Here is a 14,913-nt window from a genome sequence, read left to right as displayed (position 1 = left end):
CGCCGGCGGCGGCTTACAGCCGTCCCCCGATAAAAACAACCCGCTAGGAGACGACCGTTGCCCGCAACCGCCAAGAGAATTCCGCTGATCCTGTGCCTATGCCTGATGTCGGGTGTCTCGTTCGCCAAGGGCCATCATCAGGCGCAAACGGCCCAGCCGGTCGCCAAGCACAAACCGGCCAAGGCCGCCGCCCGCAGCCACGGATACGATAATCCCGACACCCATGCCGCGCTGGTGATCGACACCGCCAACAATGCGGTGCTGCACGCCCACAACGCCGGCGAGCCCTGGTATCCCGCCTCCCTGACCAAGATGATGACGGCGTTTATGGCATTCGACGCCATGGAAGCCGGCCGCCTAAGCCCGGACGACACGCTGACCGTGTCCTATCACGCCGCCGAGCAGAAAGGCTCGCGCTTGGGGCTGCGCGCCGGCGAGCGCATTACCGTGGACGACGCCATTCGCGGCCTCATCGCCCGTTCCGCCAACGACGCCGCCGTGACCCTGGCGGAACACATCGGCGGCAACGAGGGCGACTTCGCCGCCGCCATGACCAACAAGGCGCACCAGATCGGCATGAGCCATAGCTCGTTCGAAAACGCCACCGGCCTGCCGGCCCCTCACCAAATCACCACCGCCCACGACATGGCCGTCTTGGCGCAAACCCTGATTCGCCGCTTCCCGTCCCAGTACCACTACTTCCAGACGGACAGCATGACCTTCCACCGCCGCACCATGGGCGCCATCAACCCCCTGCTCCGTTCCTACCCGGGCGCCGAGGGTATGAAAACCGGCTTCACCTGCGCCTCGGGCTACAACATCGTCGGCGCCGCCAAGCGGGACGGCCGCCGCTTGATCGCCGTCTACCTGGGCGGCGGCAGCCGCAACCACCGCAATGCCGAGGTTTCGCGCCTACTGGACGCGGGCTTCGCCGACAACCGCGACGCCGCGCAACTGCCCGGGCTGGATGACGCCACCGTGGTGCAGGCGAACAACCAATATCCCATCCACCGGCTGGGCCCGAACGTGTGCAACTCCACCGTGCCGCCGGTCAACACCGCCGCCCACGCGCCGTCCCACGCTCAGCCGGCCGTTGCCGGCGTCGCCGGCCGCGGCAGCCATGCCGTCCAGGCGGCGGACGCCAAACAGCACCGTAGCTGGGGCGTGGTGGTAGGCAACTTCCCCAACCGCCAGCAGGGCCAGGGCGTGCTGCAAAAACTGCGCAGCAACGCGCCCAATGTGGTGGCCCACAGCCAAGCCACCATCATCAGCCGCACCCTGAACAAAGGCCCGCAACAATACGCCGCCCTGCTCACCGGACTGGAGCGGGACGAAGCCGGCCGCCTGTGCAATATGCGCAGCTGGGAGCGTAGCGTCAGCTGCACCGCTCTCGACCCCATCGCCCTGCGCGCCATCCAATAAGCCCCCCGATGCCTGCGGGGGGCCTCCCCTAGGAGTACCCCCCATGCGCAAATCCGTTACCGCCGTCCTGACGCTGGCCCTGCTGGGAGCCGGTGCCGGCTATTTCTACGCCAGCCCGCGCCTGGCGTTGGCGGAGATACAACAGGCCGCCAAGAACAACGACACGGACGCACTGGCCGAAAAAGTGGATTTCCCCCAATTGCGGGCAGGGGTCAAGACCCAGTTGAACACCCTGATACAGGGCAAAATCGGCCGGGAACTGGGCGGCAACCCTTTCGCCGCCTTCGGCGCGGCCATGGCGACAGTGGCCGTGGACGGCATGGTCGACGCCTATGTGTCGCCGGCCGGCATCGGCGCCCTGGCCGGCGGCCTGTCGCCTCGGCATGATTCGAAAAAGCCCCGCCAGGCCGAAACGCCTCCCGTCGCAGCGGCGCCGCCGCCCTCCGCGCCGCAGGAAGCAAGCCCGGCGGAGCGGCCCAAAGCGGAAAAGGTCGCGGTGGAATTCGACTCGCTGCAACAAGCCTCCGCCTACGTCACCGGCAAGCGGGGCGAGCAAGTGCGCTTCATACTGACCCTGGAAGGCCTGCGCTGGCGGCTCACCAATCTCGTTTTGCCGGCGGAGCTGTTCGGCGAGTAAAGCGCGTGCCAACCTCAGTGCCGCACCGCGGCGGCGGCGCCGCCCACGGTGATCACCTCGCCCTCGGCATCCAGCACCGCGTAGAACGAACCCGCCCTGGGGCCGAACACGCGCATGCCGCCGGCGCCGTCCCGCACCACCCTGCCCTGCTCCAATAATCCGCGCAGCGACATTTCGTTCAAACCCAACTGCTTCATGCGTTGGCGCGCATGGCCGCTGATTCTGCCCAGTTTCATGCTCGTCTCTCCTCGATTGGCGCCGGGACCGGAGTGCCCTGGCTTGGGGGAGAGTATGGGCAGGGTAGTGGCTCGCCACGTGAGCCCGTGAAGAATATTTTTTGCAGGATCGTCGCCTTGGCCGCCGTCAACCGGCGTTTTCGAGCGAAGGCGCGGCATACAGCGCGCCGGCGTCGGCCAGCAATCGCGCCACCTTGGCGCGCAGGGAGGGCGGCGCCAGCACTTCCACTTCCGGCCCGTATTTGAGTATGTCCATGAGCAATTCGCGATCGTCGGCGTAGGGCAGTTCCAGGCGATATCGACCGTCCGGCTCGTAGCGCCCCGCTTGCTGCGGATGCCAACCCTCCTGCGCCACCCAGCGGGCGCGCTGGGCGGTGAAGCGCAGCACCGCCGTTTGCAAGCGCGGGCCGGCGAAAATTCCGTAACCCGACCCCAGCGCCGCGCTCAGCGCGTCATCCGCCAGGGAGACGGCTTCGTCCTGCAACGCCGCCACGTCCTCCAAACTGTCCACGGCAAAGCTGCGCAAGGCGTCGCGCCAATGGCACCAGGCGTCCAAATACCAGTTGTCGCGGTAATAAACCAAGCGCTGGGGCGACACCACCCGCTCGCTGCGCAGGTCTTCCGCCCGATTGTAGTGGCGCAAGCGCAAGCGGCGGCGATCCAATAGGGCTTGGGCGATCAACTGAAAGCCGCGCGGCTCCACCGGCCGGGCCGCCGCGTGCAGGATGCGAATGCGCCGCCGCACTTCCTCGGCGGTGTTATCGCCACGCTCCAGCAGGGAATCGAGGCGCGCCTGCAACGGCGCGATGTGGGACGCCAACAGGCCGGGCTGGAGGTTGGCCAACAGGTGCTGCATGGTCAGCAGGGCGTGGATTTCGGACGCGTTGAACCACAGCCCGGGCAGCTCGAACTTGGCGTCGCCCGCGGCCAGGCGGTAACCGCGGGCGTTGCGGTCCCATTCGATGGGCGCGTTTAGCCGCTCGCGCAAATAATCCAAATCGCGCTTGAAGGTGGCGCGCGACACGCCGAGATGCTCCAAAAACCGCTCCAGGCTGACCACGCCCCGCTCGTGCAGCAGTTGCTCGATCTTGTAAAAACGTTCCGTGCGATCCATGAAACCCTCATCCGCCCTTGCCGTGCCGGCGACGGGCGATGTTATAATGTCACATCGCCATTGAGACACCCGCCATGACAGTCGCCGCCGTACACGACCATCAATGCTGCATCGATAAGGCCCTGGCCTGCGCGGACAATCTCTGCGCCCAGCGCGATGTGCGCTTTACGCCCATTCGCCGGCGGGTGCTGGAATTGATCTGGCGCAGCCACGAAGCGGTAAAGGCCTACGACTTGCTGGATCAGCTGCGCAGCTTCGAAGCCGCCGCCAAACCGGCCACGGTTTATCGTGCCTTGGATTTCCTGCTGGAACAAGGCTTGATCCATCGGGTGGAAAGCCTCAACGCCTTCATCGGCTGCAACCACGCGGAACAGCGCCACGAACTGCTGCTGCTGCTGTGCGAGCGCTGCCACCGCGTGGAAGAACTCACCGCCCCGGCGGTGATGGAGGCATTGGCCCAGGAACTGGCCGAGGCGAACTTCGCCGCCAGCCACAAAGCCTTGGAAATTCATGGACTGTGTCGGCACTGCGCGATGGCGGCCTGAGGGCCCTGCCGCGCCCGGTCGATGCAACGTAATAACATTGCAAACAGATACCCACCATGCGGACCACCGATTTTCCTCGCACCACCTTGGCGCTGCCCTGCTTCGTCGGCCTGCTGTTGGGTGCGCCCCGCCCCGTCTCGGCGGACGACGCGCAACGCATGGAAGCCGTGACCGTTTCCGCGCCGGCCGCCGATGACAATGCCGGCGGCGTTTTCGCCCCGGCCGCCAGTCTGGAAGGAAGCGAACTGCGCCGCCGCGCGGCCACCACCCTGGGCGCCACCCTGGAACGGGAAGGCGGCGTCGGCAATGCGTCCTTCGGCCCCGGCGTCGGCCAGCCGGTGATCCGCGGCCAGGGCGGCGGCCGGGTGCAAGTGCTGCAAAACGGCCTGGGCAGCCGCGACGTGTCCGCCCTGAGCCCCGACCACGCCGGCACCACCGAGCCCCTGCTGGCCGAACGCATCGACTTGCTGCGCGGCCCCGCCACTCTGCTCTACGGCAGCGGCCTGATCGGCGGCGCGGTCAACGTGCAGGACGGCCGGGTGCCGGAAAAAGCGCCGGACCAAGGCTACGCGGCGGCCTTCGAGCAACGCTACGACAGCGCCCTGGACCAAAACGCCAGCGTGTTGCGCTTGGACGCCGGCAAAGGGCCCTTGGCGCTGCACGCCGACGGCTTCTACCGCGACAGCAGCGACGTGCTCATCGACGGCCACGCCAACCGGGACGGCAGCGGCCCCAACGGCCGCGTACCCAACACGTCGGCCCGCGCCAAAAGCGGCACGGCCGGCCTGTCCTGGGTCGGCGGCGCCGGCTTTCTCGGCGTGGCGGTGAACCGCCTGGAAAACAACTACGGCATACCGCCGGACGGCGAGCCGCACAACGTGCGCATCGACCTGGAACAATCCCGCTACGACCTGAAGGGCGAACTGCGCGCGCCTTTCGCCTTGACCCGCAAGCTGCGTTTTTCCCTGGCCCACACCGACTACCAGCACGTGGAACTGGAAAGCGGCACGGCGGCCACCAAGTTCCTCAACGAAACCACCGAGGGCCGCTTGGAATGGCATCACGAACCGCTCGGGCCGCTGTCCGGCCTATGGGGCATGCAGGTCGCCGGCGGCACACTGAACAGCCTGGGCGACGAAGCCATCCTGCCCAAAACCGCCACGGCCAACGCCGCCGGTTTCGCCCTGGAAACGCTGGAGCTGGGACCATGGACCTGGCAATTTGCCCTGCGCGGCGAACGCCAACGTCTGACGCCGGAAGGCCGCCCCGCCGCCGAGCACGTCCCCATCAGCGGCGCCGCCTCGACCACTTGGCATTGGAACGACCAGGACTCGGTCAGCCTGGGCTTCACGCGCAGCGAACGGGCGCCCCAGGCGGCGGAGCTGTATTCCGACGGCGTGCATCACGCCACCCACAGCTACGAGCGGGGCACTCCCGGCCTGCGCAAGGAGACCGGCCACAACCTGGAACTGGGCCTGAAAACCGAACGCAGCTGGTACCGGGCGCGGCTGGATCTGTACCACAACTGGGTCAGCGACTATATCTACGGGCACTACACCGGCGAACTGTTCGACCACGCCTTGGCGGACTTCAACCCCGCTTGCGCAGGCGACTGCGCGCCGGTGCTGGAATATCGCCAGCGCGCCGCCACCTTCAAAGGCTACGAAGCGCAAGTGGTGTTCCCCCTGGGCGATTATGCCGGCGGCGGCGTGGACCTGACCCTGTTCTCCGATTACGTGCGCGGCCGCTTCGACAACGGCGAGGACGTGCCGCGCCTGCCGCCGCTGCGCTTCGGCAGCCAGCTCGACTACAGCCGCGAACGCTGGTCGGCTTACGCCCGCGTCACCCGCGCCGAGCCGCAGATCCACCCCGGCGCCAACGAAGCCCCCACCGGCGGCTACGTTAAGCTGGACCTGGGCACCCGCTATACCCTGCGCACGGACAAAGCGGGCGAGTTCACCGTTTTCGCCAACGCCAAGAACCTGCTGGACGCCGACATCCGCAGCGCCGCCTCCTATTTGCGGCAATATTCGCCCGAGCCGGGACGGGGAGCGGAAGTCGGGCTGCGCTGGAATTTCTGACGGCTACCGCCCATAATCGGCTCCCAAATCAGGAGCCGACAGCCGCCCCGTAACGGCTGGCCGAGCCTCCGCCTCGAGGCCGCGCATGTCGAAAAAAGAAGTCTGCAAAAGGATCGCGCTCAACAGCGCCCTGGTCTTGGCCAGCCTGCTGGCCACCCTGCTGGTGCTGGAAATCGTGCTGGAACGCGGTCCCATCCTGCAAACGCCGCTGAAATTCCATTTCGCCCTATCCGACAGCGCCCGCTTCCTGGCGCAAAGCTCCAAGCGCTCGCCCTTGCCGGCGGACTACATCGCCCTGGTCGGCGACTCCTATGCCCAAGGCAAGGGCGATTGGATGCTGGACGCCGACCATCAGCGCAATGCGCCTTTCCACTCCGCCCATTTGCTGCAACAGCGCACCGGCGTCGACGTGGTCAGCTTCGGCTGGCGTCACCGCGGCAGCGTCGGCGGCTTCGTAGTGGAACCCAGCGCCATTTTCCCCTTCCTGAAGCGGCACGTGGACGCGGATCTGGCCCAACCGCGCCAAGTGCTGGCCTATTTTTATGCCGGCAACGACCTGGCCGACAACCTGCTCGACCTGCGCCGCGACTTTTTCCCCAAGCACAGCGCCGCCGAACTCAACGACCCCGCGGCGCTGAACGCCTTCGCCGACGCCGCCATCGCCCACCGGCGCGGCGTCGGCCCCTTCGGCCACTTGCCGCTCCATCGCGGCTGGCTGTTGAACGCCATGGGCCGGACGCTGGGCAACAGCCTGCAACCGCACAAGGACGATGACGTGGTCTGGAACGGCACGCCGGCCGGATCGGTGAACATGGCGCGTATCCAAGCCGCCGCCGTCGCCCTGCCCAACGCCCTGCAAGGCCCGGCCCTGGACTTGACCGAAGAGGAAATCGACCAGGCGTTTCGCTTGCTGGACCTTTCCCTGGAACGCCTGCAACGCTTGTTCGACCAGTCCCGCCTGACGGTGGTCTATGTTCCCTCGGTGCTGGAATCCTACGAGCTGGTCTCCCCACAAGTCAGCTACAGCGACATGCTGGGCAAGCCGAAAGTGGCGGAAACCGCGGCGCTGCAAGAACGCGGCCCGCGGCTGTGCGCCCGGGTGCGCGAAGCGGCGCTACGCCATGGCGCAGCCTTCATCGACACTCGCCCGGCCGTTCGCGCCGCCGCGAAAAACCAGACGATACACGGCCCCAAGGACTGGCTGCACTTCAACCGGGCCGGCTACGAGGCCCTTACCGACGGCATCCTCGACCAGCCGCGCGGCGACTGCGCAGCCGCAATGTAACGAAACCGTAACCGCGCCGACTCGGCCTAGTCACTTTCCCCGCCTATTGTGATTCCCGTCACTACCGCTTAGGGAAAGCCTCATGTCACCAGCCATCGTTGTTCCGCCCATGGCCGCCAGCCGGCGGCCGCGCCGCTACGAAGCCTTCATCGCCGACAGCCCCGCCACGGTTCGCGCCGCTCAAGCGCTACGCTATCGCGTTTTCGCCGAACAGATGGGCGCCCAGCCACCCACCATGCAAGCTTGGCCGGGACTGGACTGGGACGAATTCGACGACTACTGCGACCATTTGGTGGTGGTGGACAGCGCCAGCGGTGCCGTGGTGGGCACCACCCGCCTGCTGAATGACCGCCAAGCGCTCAAACTGGGGCGGTTCCATTGCGAAAGCCAATTCCACATCGATCGCGTGCTGGGGCTAGCCGGCCGCTTCCTGGAAGTGGGCCGCGCCTGCGTGGACGGCGAGGCGCACGGCGGCGCCGTCATCGCGAGCTTGTGGCAAGAGCTGGCGGCCTACGCCATGCAAGGCGGTTACGGCCACTTGATGGGCTGCGCCGGCATTCCGCTCGCGCCCGGCGGCTTCGCCGTGGAGGCGATTTACCGCCGGCTCGAACAGGATCGGATCGGCCCTTCCTATCTGGCCGTGCAGCCCAAACACCCCGTCCCGCCCCAACTGCGCAGCCAACGGGACGAGCCGGGGATTCCGCCTTGGCTGAAAGCCTGCTTGCGCCGCGGCGCCTGGGTTTGCGGCGAGCCCTCCTGGCATGCGGCCTTCAACGCCATGGAGCTGTTCGTCCTGCTGCCCATGACCCGCCTGCAAAGCCGCCACGCCGGCCGGTTCATGGCGGCCGACGACGCCGTTTACCCGCCGCTGGCCGTCGCCGCCTGAGGCTCCATCGCACGCCGTCCGTGTCATCAAGCTGTAGCAAAACGGCGCCACAATAGTCCCACCATCGCCCTCGGGGTCGATGGCTTTTCCTCACATCCTATCGATATGCAACCGTCATTGCCGCACAGGGAGGTGCGGCTTTTTTTATGCAAAGCGCGCGTCCATGAATTCAACCTCCATCACCTCGATCTGGGTCCAATCGACCGGCCTGTCCCATGGCTGGTGCGTCATCGCCAAAGACAACCTCGGCTACCGGCAAAACGTCGGCCAGGTTTACCCGACGCTGGAAGCGGCGCTGTCCGCCGCCCAAGCCTTTTGGCAAGCGTTAACCGATTGACGGGGGCTATTTGTAACGGATGCGCCCCATGGACGAAACCACCACGCTGTAACTGGCCGCGCCGCATTGCAGCGTCAGCGTGGTCGATTGCCCCGTGGTGCCGCGCCGAGGATCGAAGCCGACGGCCAGCGGCAGCGCCCGAGTCGATGTCAGCGTCACGCCGGGAAAATCCCCGCCCGATACGGAACGCAAAACCCCGTCGGCGCAACTGTCGGTGGTAACGCAGTAACTCCACGCCGAACCGCCGGTGATGACGACTTTCACCGCCACGCCGCGCCGGATCGCTTCCGACTTGGAGTAATTCATGTCGGCGTACAACCCTTCGGCCGCGCCCCGCGCACGAATCCGCTCCATCAGGCCCTGGAAAGACGGCAACGCCGTCGTTGCCAGTATCCCCAAAACGCCGGTAGCAACGAACACCTCCAACTGCGTCATTCCGGCTTGGCCGGAACTTGCCTTCCCTGACTTCATAGCGCTTATCCTTTAGCGTAGAGTGTAGGAAGCCGCGCCTCGCGCCCCCGGCCGCTTGTCGGCCCCGCCATGCCGTTAGTCGGCTTGGAACGAGGGGGATCATGCTTTGGCGCTAGATTTGTTCACAGCTTTGACGCTTATCAACCGAAGGGGATTACTTATGGCAAAGCAACGTCGTGTGCTCGGTTTTACCTTGGTCGAACTGATGATCGTGGTAGCCATCGTCGGCATCCTGGCGGCCATCGCCTACCCTTCCTTCAAAAGCTATATGCAGAAAGGCCGCCGGGGAGACGGCAAGGCGGCGCTGATGACGCTGATGCAAAACCAGGAAAAACTCCGCGCCGTGTGTTCTTCCTATGCCACCACCTTGGCGAGCGCGAACAATTGCACCGGCCCCACCGTGGCGGGCAGCGCGGCATCCTCGGACGGCTATTACACGATCAGCGTAACCGCCGCCAACGCCACCAGCTATACGCTGAGCGCCGCGGCCACCGGCATTCAGGCCAGCGACACCACCTGCACGCCGCTGACCATCACCAATACCGCCGGCACTATCACCAAGGGTCCGGCGGGGTGCTGGTAAGCGTCGGGACACCCGTTCGCCCCGATTGAACCAACCGCTCGCCGCCGCCCTTGAATTTCAGGGCGGCGGCCGCACTATTGCCGTACCGATTCCGCGCGCGCAGCGCCAAACGACCTGAAAACCATGCCCTCATCCAGCCAGCAAGCCTTCCACGATCTGCAAAACTTCATCGCCCGCCGCATCATCGGCCAGCGCACCTTCATCGAACGCCTGCTCATCGCCTTGTTGTGCGACGGGCACATCCTGGTGGAAGGCGCGCCGGGCCTGGCGAAAACCCGCGCGGTGAACGTGCTGGGACAGGGGTTGGAAGGGGATTTCCACCGGGTTCAGTTCACCCCTGACTTGCTGCCCGCCGACCTGACCGGCACGGAAATCTACCGCCCCCAGGACGGCAGCTTCGTGTTCCAGCAGGGCCCCCTGTTCCACAACATCGTCCTGGCCGACGAGATCAACCGCGCCCCGGCCAAGGTACAGGCCGCCCTGCTGGAAGCCATGGCCGAACGGCAGATCACCGTGGGCCGGGTCACCTACAAGCTGCCGGCCCTGTTCATGGTGATGGCGACGCAGAATCCGCTGGAACACGAAGGCACCTATCCCCTGCCGGAAGCCCAGCTCGACCGCTTCCTGCTGTATTTGAAGATCGGCTACCCCAGCGCCGCCGAAGAAAAGGAAATCCTGCGTCTGGCCCGGGGCGAAGCCCGCCAGGACGCCGCCCCGGCCGGCGGATCGGACAAGCCGCTGGACCAAGCCACCCTGTTCGCCGCCCGCCGCGAGGTGCTGGAAGTGCACATGGCCGAGGCGCTGGAGGAATACCTGCTGCAACTGGTGCTGGCGACGCGCAACCCCGGCGCCTACGACGCCTCCCTGGCGGGCTGGCTGCAATACGGCGCCAGCCCCCGCGCCAGCATCGCCCTGGACCGCTGCGCCCGCGCGCGCGCCTGGCTCAACGGCCGCGACTTCGTCACGCCGGAGGACATCCAGGAAATGGCCTTCGACGTGCTGCGCCACCGCCTGATCTTGGCCTACGAAGCGGAAGCGGAAGGCATCGACACCGACCGGGTCATCGCCGAACTGATCGCCCGCGTCGCTGTGCCCTGACGGCCATGGCGCTCACACCTCCCTGGAACAGCAAGGCGCAATCGCCATGACCGCCGCCGCCCAAACAGCCAGACCGCCGTTGGACGGCATCGCCGTCTCCCTGGAGGAGCTGGTGGCGCTGGGCCGCTTTCCGCCGCCGCCCAAGGCGCGGATCAAGGCGCGCGCGCAACAAGCCGGCGGCTATTTGTCGCGCCAAAAAGGACGCGGCATGGAGTTCGACGAAACCCGGCCCTACGTGCCGGGGGACGACGTGCGCAACCTGGACTGGAAAGTCACCGCCCGCAGCGGCCGCGCCCACACCAAGCTGTTCCGCGAGGAACGGGAACGGCCGGTGTTCGTCGCCGTGGACTACCGTCCGGCCATGTGGTTCGCCACCCGCGGCATGTACAAGGCGGTGCTGGCGGCGCGGCTGGCGGCATTGCTGGCCTGGAGCGCCCAGCGCCGCGGCGACCGCATCGGCGGCCAAGTCGTCGCGGCCGACGCCATCGCGGACGTGAAACCCCAGCATGGCCGCGCGACCGTGCTGCAATGGTTGCAGTTGCTGGCCGAAGCGCCGCGCGGCCCGGCCGCCGAGGAGGCTTCCTTCAACCAGGCCCTAACCCACCTGACTCGCCACGCCCGGCCCGGCAGCCTGGTTTACGTGCTCAGCGATTTTCGCGGCCTGGATCAGGCCGGGGAAGCCGCCCTGGGCCGTTTGGCCGTCCACTGCCAAGTGGTGCTAGGCTTTGTTTTCGACCCGTTCGAGCAACAGCCGCCAGCCGCCGGCCCGTTGCGGCTGAGCGACGGCCGGCGGGAAATCCTGCTGCCGCCCGCCGCCGCCGCGATCCAGCGCCAGCGCTTCGAACAGCGCCGCGAGCATTTACAAAATCTCGCTCGACGCCATAATCTGCGATTGGTCGATTGTCCGACCACGTCCGATCCCTGGAACCTATTACGCCACCGACTGCTGTAAACCATGTCCGAGCCTACCGACTTGCCGCAAACCCTGTCCCTCAAGGACATCCATTTACCCGACTTGGTCGACTGGTGGCCGCCGGCCCCCGGCTGGTGGCTGCTGGCCTTGCTGTTGCCGCTGCTGATCTGGTTCATGGTGCGCACCGGACGCCGCCGCTTGCACCACCCGAAGCGCCTGGCCCTGTATCAACTGGCCGAGCTGCAGAAGGACACCGGCATGACGCCGTCGGACAAGGTCAAAGCCATTTCCATCCTGTTGCGGCGGGCCAGCATCACCATTTACGGCCGCCCCGAGGCGGCCAAGCTGGCGGGCGAAGGCTGGCTGGCGTTCCTCGACCAAGGCCTTGAAGAGCGGCCCTTCAGCCAAGGCGTGGGCCGCGTGCTGCTGGACGCGCCTTATCGGCCGGACTTCGAAGGCGATCTCGCCCCCCTGTTCAAACTTTGCAAACGTTGGCTCAAACAGCTTCCCGCCGCGCGTAAATGATCCACCTGCAATGGCCCTGGCTGCTGCTGGCCCTGCCCCTCCCCTGGCTCGCGCACCGTTGGCTGGCGCCCTGGGATAACAGCGCCGCCGCGCTGCGAGTGCCGTTTCTGGAGGATTTCGAACAAACCGCCGGCGCCACGCCGTCGTCCGGCAGCAGGTCGCGGCCGCTGGCCTTAGCCGGCCTGGCCTGGCTGCTGCTGGTGCTGGCCTGCACCCGGCCGCAGTGGCTGGGCGAGCCGGTGGAGCAAGCCGTCAGCGGCCGCGACCTGCTGCTGGCCATCGACCTGTCCGGCAGCATGCAAACCCCCGACTTCGTCCTCAACGGCGAAAACGTCGACCGCCTCACCGCCACCAAGCAGGTGGCCGGCCGCTTCATCGAGCGCCGCGCCGGCGACCGCATCGGCCTGATCCTGTTCGGCGAAAAACCCTACTTGCAGGCGCCGCTCACCTTCGACCGCAAAACCGTGCAGACACTGCTGGACGAGTCCTTCATCGGCATGGCCGGCGACGCCACCGCCATCGGCGACGCCATCGGCTTAGCGGTGAAACGGCTCAAGAACAACCCGGCCGAACAGCGGGTGCTGATCCTCATGACCGACGGCGCCAACACCGCCGGCACGGTGGAACCGCTCAAGGCGGCGGAGCTGGCGGCCGGCGAAGGGCTGAAAATCTACACCGTGGGCGTAGGGGCGGACGAACTGATCGTGCGCGACTTTTTCGGCGCGCGCCGCGTCAACCCTTCCGCCGACCTGGACGAAACCGCCCTCAAAGGCATCGCCGAGAAAACCGGCGGACGCTATTTCCGCGCCCGCGACACGCAGGAGCTAGAACAGATCTACGCCTTGCTGGACCGGTTGGAGCCGGTGCAGAAAGACGTGCAATATTTCCGCCCGCGCAGCGAGCTGTATCCCTGGCCGGCGGGCCTGGCCCTGCTGCTGGCGGCCGGGCTGATCGGCGCCCGCTTGCTCGACAAAACCCCATGAACGCACTCGCCGACTTCCATTTCCTTCGCCCCTTCTGGCTGCTGGCCCTGCCGCTGCAGGTCTTGCTGCTGTGGCTGCTGCATCGCCGCAAGCTAAGACACGGCGATTGGGCGGCGCTGTGCGACCCGTGGCTGCTGCCCCACGTGGTGATGGATCGGCCCGGCCGCGGCCGGCGCTTCAGCCTGGGCTGGGTGGGATTGGCCGGTAGCCTGGCGCTGCTGGCCCTGGCCGGCCCCGCCTGGGAGCGGGAGCCCGCGCCCGCTTTCCGCAACGAGCAGGCGCTGGTCATCGCCCTGGATCTGTCCGTCTCCATGGACGCCGCCGACATCAAGCCCAGCCGCCTGGAGCGCGCCCGCTTCAAAATCGCCGATTTGCTGCAAGCCCGCAAGGACGGCCAAACCGCCCTGATCGCCTACGCCGGCGACGCCTTCACCGTGACGCCCCTCACCGACGATGGCGAGACCATCCGCGCCCAGCTGGGCGCCTTGAGCACCTCCATCATGCCGGCCCAAGGCGAGCGGGCGGAATTGGCGCTGCAACAGGCGGAAAAGCTGCTGCGCCAGGCCGGGCTGGCCAGCGGCCACGTGCTGCTCATCGGCGACGGCGTCGACGGCGGCGCGGCGCAAACGGCCGCCGCCCACGCACTGAGCCAAGGCTACCGCGTGTCCGTGCTGGGCGTGGGCACGGAGCAAGGCGCCCCGGTGGTCATGCCCGGCGGCGGTTTTTACAAGGACGCCGCCGGCGCCATCGTACTGCCCAAGCTGGACGGCGGCGCGCTGCAAGCGGTGGCCTCGGCCGGCGGCGGACGTTACCTGCCGGTCGCCGGCGACGACAGCGACGTCAAGGCCCTGACCGCCGCTTTCGACCAGCGTCTGGAGCAGGAAGCCGGCGGTTCCGGCCAAACCAAGCTGGAGTTGTGGAAAGACCAGGGGCCCTGGCTGTTGCTGCCGCTGCTGCCCCTGGCGGCCCTGGCTTTCCGCCGCGGCTTGCTGGCCGCCGCCGGACTGGTGCTGCTACTGCCCTGGCCCAACGATGCCGCCGCTTTCGAGTGGCGCGACCTGTGGCAGACGCCCGACCAGCAAGGCCAGCAGGCCATGCAGCAACAGAATTACGGCGAGGCCGCCGAGCGGTTCCGCGATCCCGCCTGGAAAGGCGCGGCCTATTACCGCGCCGGCCAATACGAACAGGCCGCCGAAGCCCTGGCCGGACTGGACGATGCGGAAGCCCACTACAACCGGGGCAACGCCCTGGCACAGGCAGGGAAATACCCCGAGGCCATCGCCGAATTCGACAAAGCGCTGAAACAAAACCCGCAGCACGCCGACGCCCGCCACAACAAGGAAGAAGTGGAGAAACAGCGCCAACAGCAGAAACAGCACGACAAAAACCAACAAGGCTCCAAAGACTCGCAGAACAAGGATCAACCCCAGGACTCCCAGGAAAATCAAAAGCCCGGCGACCAGGGCGACAACCCGGAGCAGCGGCAGCCGCCGTCCCAACCGCAGGACGACAAGCGCCAGCCGGGCGATAAGCCGCAACAGGACCAGCCGCCTTCCAAGCCCAAGGAAGAACGCCAGCCGGACCAACCGCAAGCGCCAGAGCAACCTGAGGGCAAACAGCAACAACAGCCGCCGCAGGCCGCCCAAACGGCCGCCGAGGAGCAAAACAAGCCGGACGAAACCCAACAAGCCAACGAAGCCTGGCTCAAGCGCATACCGGACGATCCCGGCGGCCTGCTGCGGCGCAAATTCCAGTACCAATATCAGCAACGGCGCCGCGCGCCGACGAAAGAGTGAA

At 66.8% G+C, this 14,913-nt stretch carries 16 protein-coding genes; 13 read left to right on the top strand and 3 right to left on the bottom strand.

Translation table 11 applies throughout. From position 1 onward, the window contains the following. Positions 1 to 57: 57 nt before the first annotated feature. A complete protein-coding gene (locus tag K5607_RS00430; RefSeq protein ID WP_221047877.1) occupies positions 58 to 1,422 on the top strand; it encodes a D-alanyl-D-alanine carboxypeptidase family protein in 1,365 nt (454 codons plus the stop codon). 43 nt (positions 1,423 to 1,465) lie between these two features. After that, positions 1,466 to 2,059: a DUF2939 domain-containing protein gene (locus tag K5607_RS00425; RefSeq protein WP_221047876.1), complete on the top strand. Its 594-nt coding sequence runs from the start codon at positions 1,466 to 1,468 to the stop codon at positions 2,057 to 2,059. 14 nt (positions 2,060 to 2,073) lie between these two features. On the opposite strand, the gene K5607_RS00420 is transcribed toward K5607_RS00425, so the two are convergent. Beyond that, complete coding sequence (locus tag K5607_RS00420) at positions 2,074 to 2,295, bottom strand: hypothetical protein (RefSeq protein ID WP_221047875.1); 222 nt, start codon at positions 2,293 to 2,295, stop codon at positions 2,074 to 2,076. A 127-nt stretch (positions 2,296 to 2,422) separates the two neighbouring features. Continuing rightward, positions 2,423 to 3,409, bottom strand: coding sequence for a helix-turn-helix transcriptional regulator (locus tag K5607_RS00415; protein WP_054774721.1), 987 nt, complete (start codon positions 3,407 to 3,409; stop codon positions 2,423 to 2,425). Positions 3,410 to 3,483: 74 nt separating this feature from the next. Here K5607_RS00415 and K5607_RS00410 point away from each other — a divergent pair, with 74 nt between their 5' ends. The 5 genes from K5607_RS00410 (at position 3,484) to K5607_RS00390 (ending at position 8,543) form a co-directional block, all read left to right on the top strand. After that, positions 3,484 to 3,954, top strand: a complete 471-nt coding sequence (locus K5607_RS00410) for a transcriptional repressor (RefSeq protein ID WP_054774722.1) — start codon at positions 3,484 to 3,486, stop codon at positions 3,952 to 3,954. 56 nt (positions 3,955 to 4,010) lie between these two features. Continuing rightward, positions 4,011 to 6,035 carry a TonB-dependent receptor gene (locus K5607_RS00405; protein ID WP_221047874.1) on the top strand — a complete coding sequence of 675 codons (2,025 nt, stop codon included), beginning with the start codon at positions 4,011 to 4,013 and terminating at the stop codon, positions 6,033 to 6,035. An 85-nt stretch (positions 6,036 to 6,120) separates the two neighbouring features. Beyond that, positions 6,121 to 7,320: an SGNH/GDSL hydrolase family protein gene (locus tag K5607_RS00400; RefSeq protein ID WP_221047873.1), complete on the top strand. Its 1,200-nt coding sequence runs from the start codon at positions 6,121 to 6,123 to the stop codon at positions 7,318 to 7,320. Between the two features lie 82 nt (positions 7,321 to 7,402). Continuing rightward, a complete protein-coding gene (locus tag K5607_RS00395) occupies positions 7,403 to 8,206 on the top strand; it encodes a GNAT family N-acetyltransferase (RefSeq protein WP_221047872.1) in 804 nt (267 codons plus the stop codon). Positions 8,207 to 8,369: 163 nt separating this feature from the next. Continuing rightward, positions 8,370 to 8,543 carry a hypothetical protein gene (locus tag K5607_RS00390; RefSeq protein WP_156302847.1) on the top strand — a complete coding sequence of 58 codons (174 nt, stop codon included), beginning with the start codon at positions 8,370 to 8,372 and terminating at the stop codon, positions 8,541 to 8,543. A gap of 6 nt (positions 8,544 to 8,549) precedes the next feature. Here K5607_RS00390 and K5607_RS00385 read toward each other — a convergent pair whose 3' ends face one another. Then, a complete protein-coding gene (locus K5607_RS00385) occupies positions 8,550 to 9,014 on the bottom strand; it encodes a GspH/FimT family pseudopilin (RefSeq protein WP_082411726.1) in 465 nt (154 codons plus the stop codon). Positions 9,015 to 9,174: 160 nt separating this feature from the next. Here K5607_RS00385 and K5607_RS00380 point away from each other — a divergent pair, with 160 nt between their 5' ends. The 6 genes from K5607_RS00380 (at position 9,175) to K5607_RS00355 (ending at position 14,912) form a co-directional block, all read left to right on the top strand. Further along, positions 9,175 to 9,597 (top strand): type IV pilin protein, encoded by a 423-nt coding sequence (locus K5607_RS00380; RefSeq protein ID WP_082411727.1) that lies wholly within the window; start codon positions 9,175 to 9,177, stop codon positions 9,595 to 9,597. Between the two features lie 123 nt (positions 9,598 to 9,720). Then, on the top strand, positions 9,721 to 10,695 hold the full coding sequence (locus tag K5607_RS00375) for an AAA family ATPase (protein ID WP_221047871.1): 975 nt from the start codon (positions 9,721 to 9,723) through the stop codon (positions 10,693 to 10,695). 46 nt (positions 10,696 to 10,741) lie between these two features. Next, positions 10,742 to 11,647 carry a DUF58 domain-containing protein gene (locus tag K5607_RS00370; RefSeq protein WP_221047870.1) on the top strand — a complete coding sequence of 302 codons (906 nt, stop codon included), beginning with the start codon at positions 10,742 to 10,744 and terminating at the stop codon, positions 11,645 to 11,647. A 3-nt stretch (positions 11,648 to 11,650) separates the two neighbouring features. Continuing rightward, positions 11,651 to 12,133, top strand: a complete 483-nt coding sequence (locus K5607_RS00365) for a DUF4381 domain-containing protein (RefSeq protein ID WP_221047869.1) — start codon at positions 11,651 to 11,653, stop codon at positions 12,131 to 12,133. Then, a complete protein-coding gene (locus K5607_RS00360; RefSeq protein WP_221047868.1) occupies positions 12,130 to 13,116 on the top strand; it encodes a vWA domain-containing protein in 987 nt (328 codons plus the stop codon). Before K5607_RS00365 ends, K5607_RS00360 begins: the two co-directional genes overlap by 4 nt. Further along, complete coding sequence (locus K5607_RS00355) at positions 13,113 to 14,912, top strand: VWA domain-containing protein (RefSeq protein WP_221047867.1); 1,800 nt, start codon at positions 13,113 to 13,115, stop codon at positions 14,910 to 14,912. Before K5607_RS00360 ends, K5607_RS00355 begins: the two co-directional genes overlap by 4 nt. Position 14,913 lies beyond the last annotated feature (1 nt).

Origin of the sequence: Methylogaea oryzae (genome assembly GCF_019669985.1) — a bacterium.
GTDB classification, from domain to species: domain Bacteria; phylum Pseudomonadota; class Gammaproteobacteria; order Methylococcales; family Methylococcaceae; genus Methylogaea; species Methylogaea oryzae.
The sequence above is the reverse complement of the archived record's forward strand: the minus strand, read 5'-3'. Positions and strand labels throughout refer to the sequence as shown.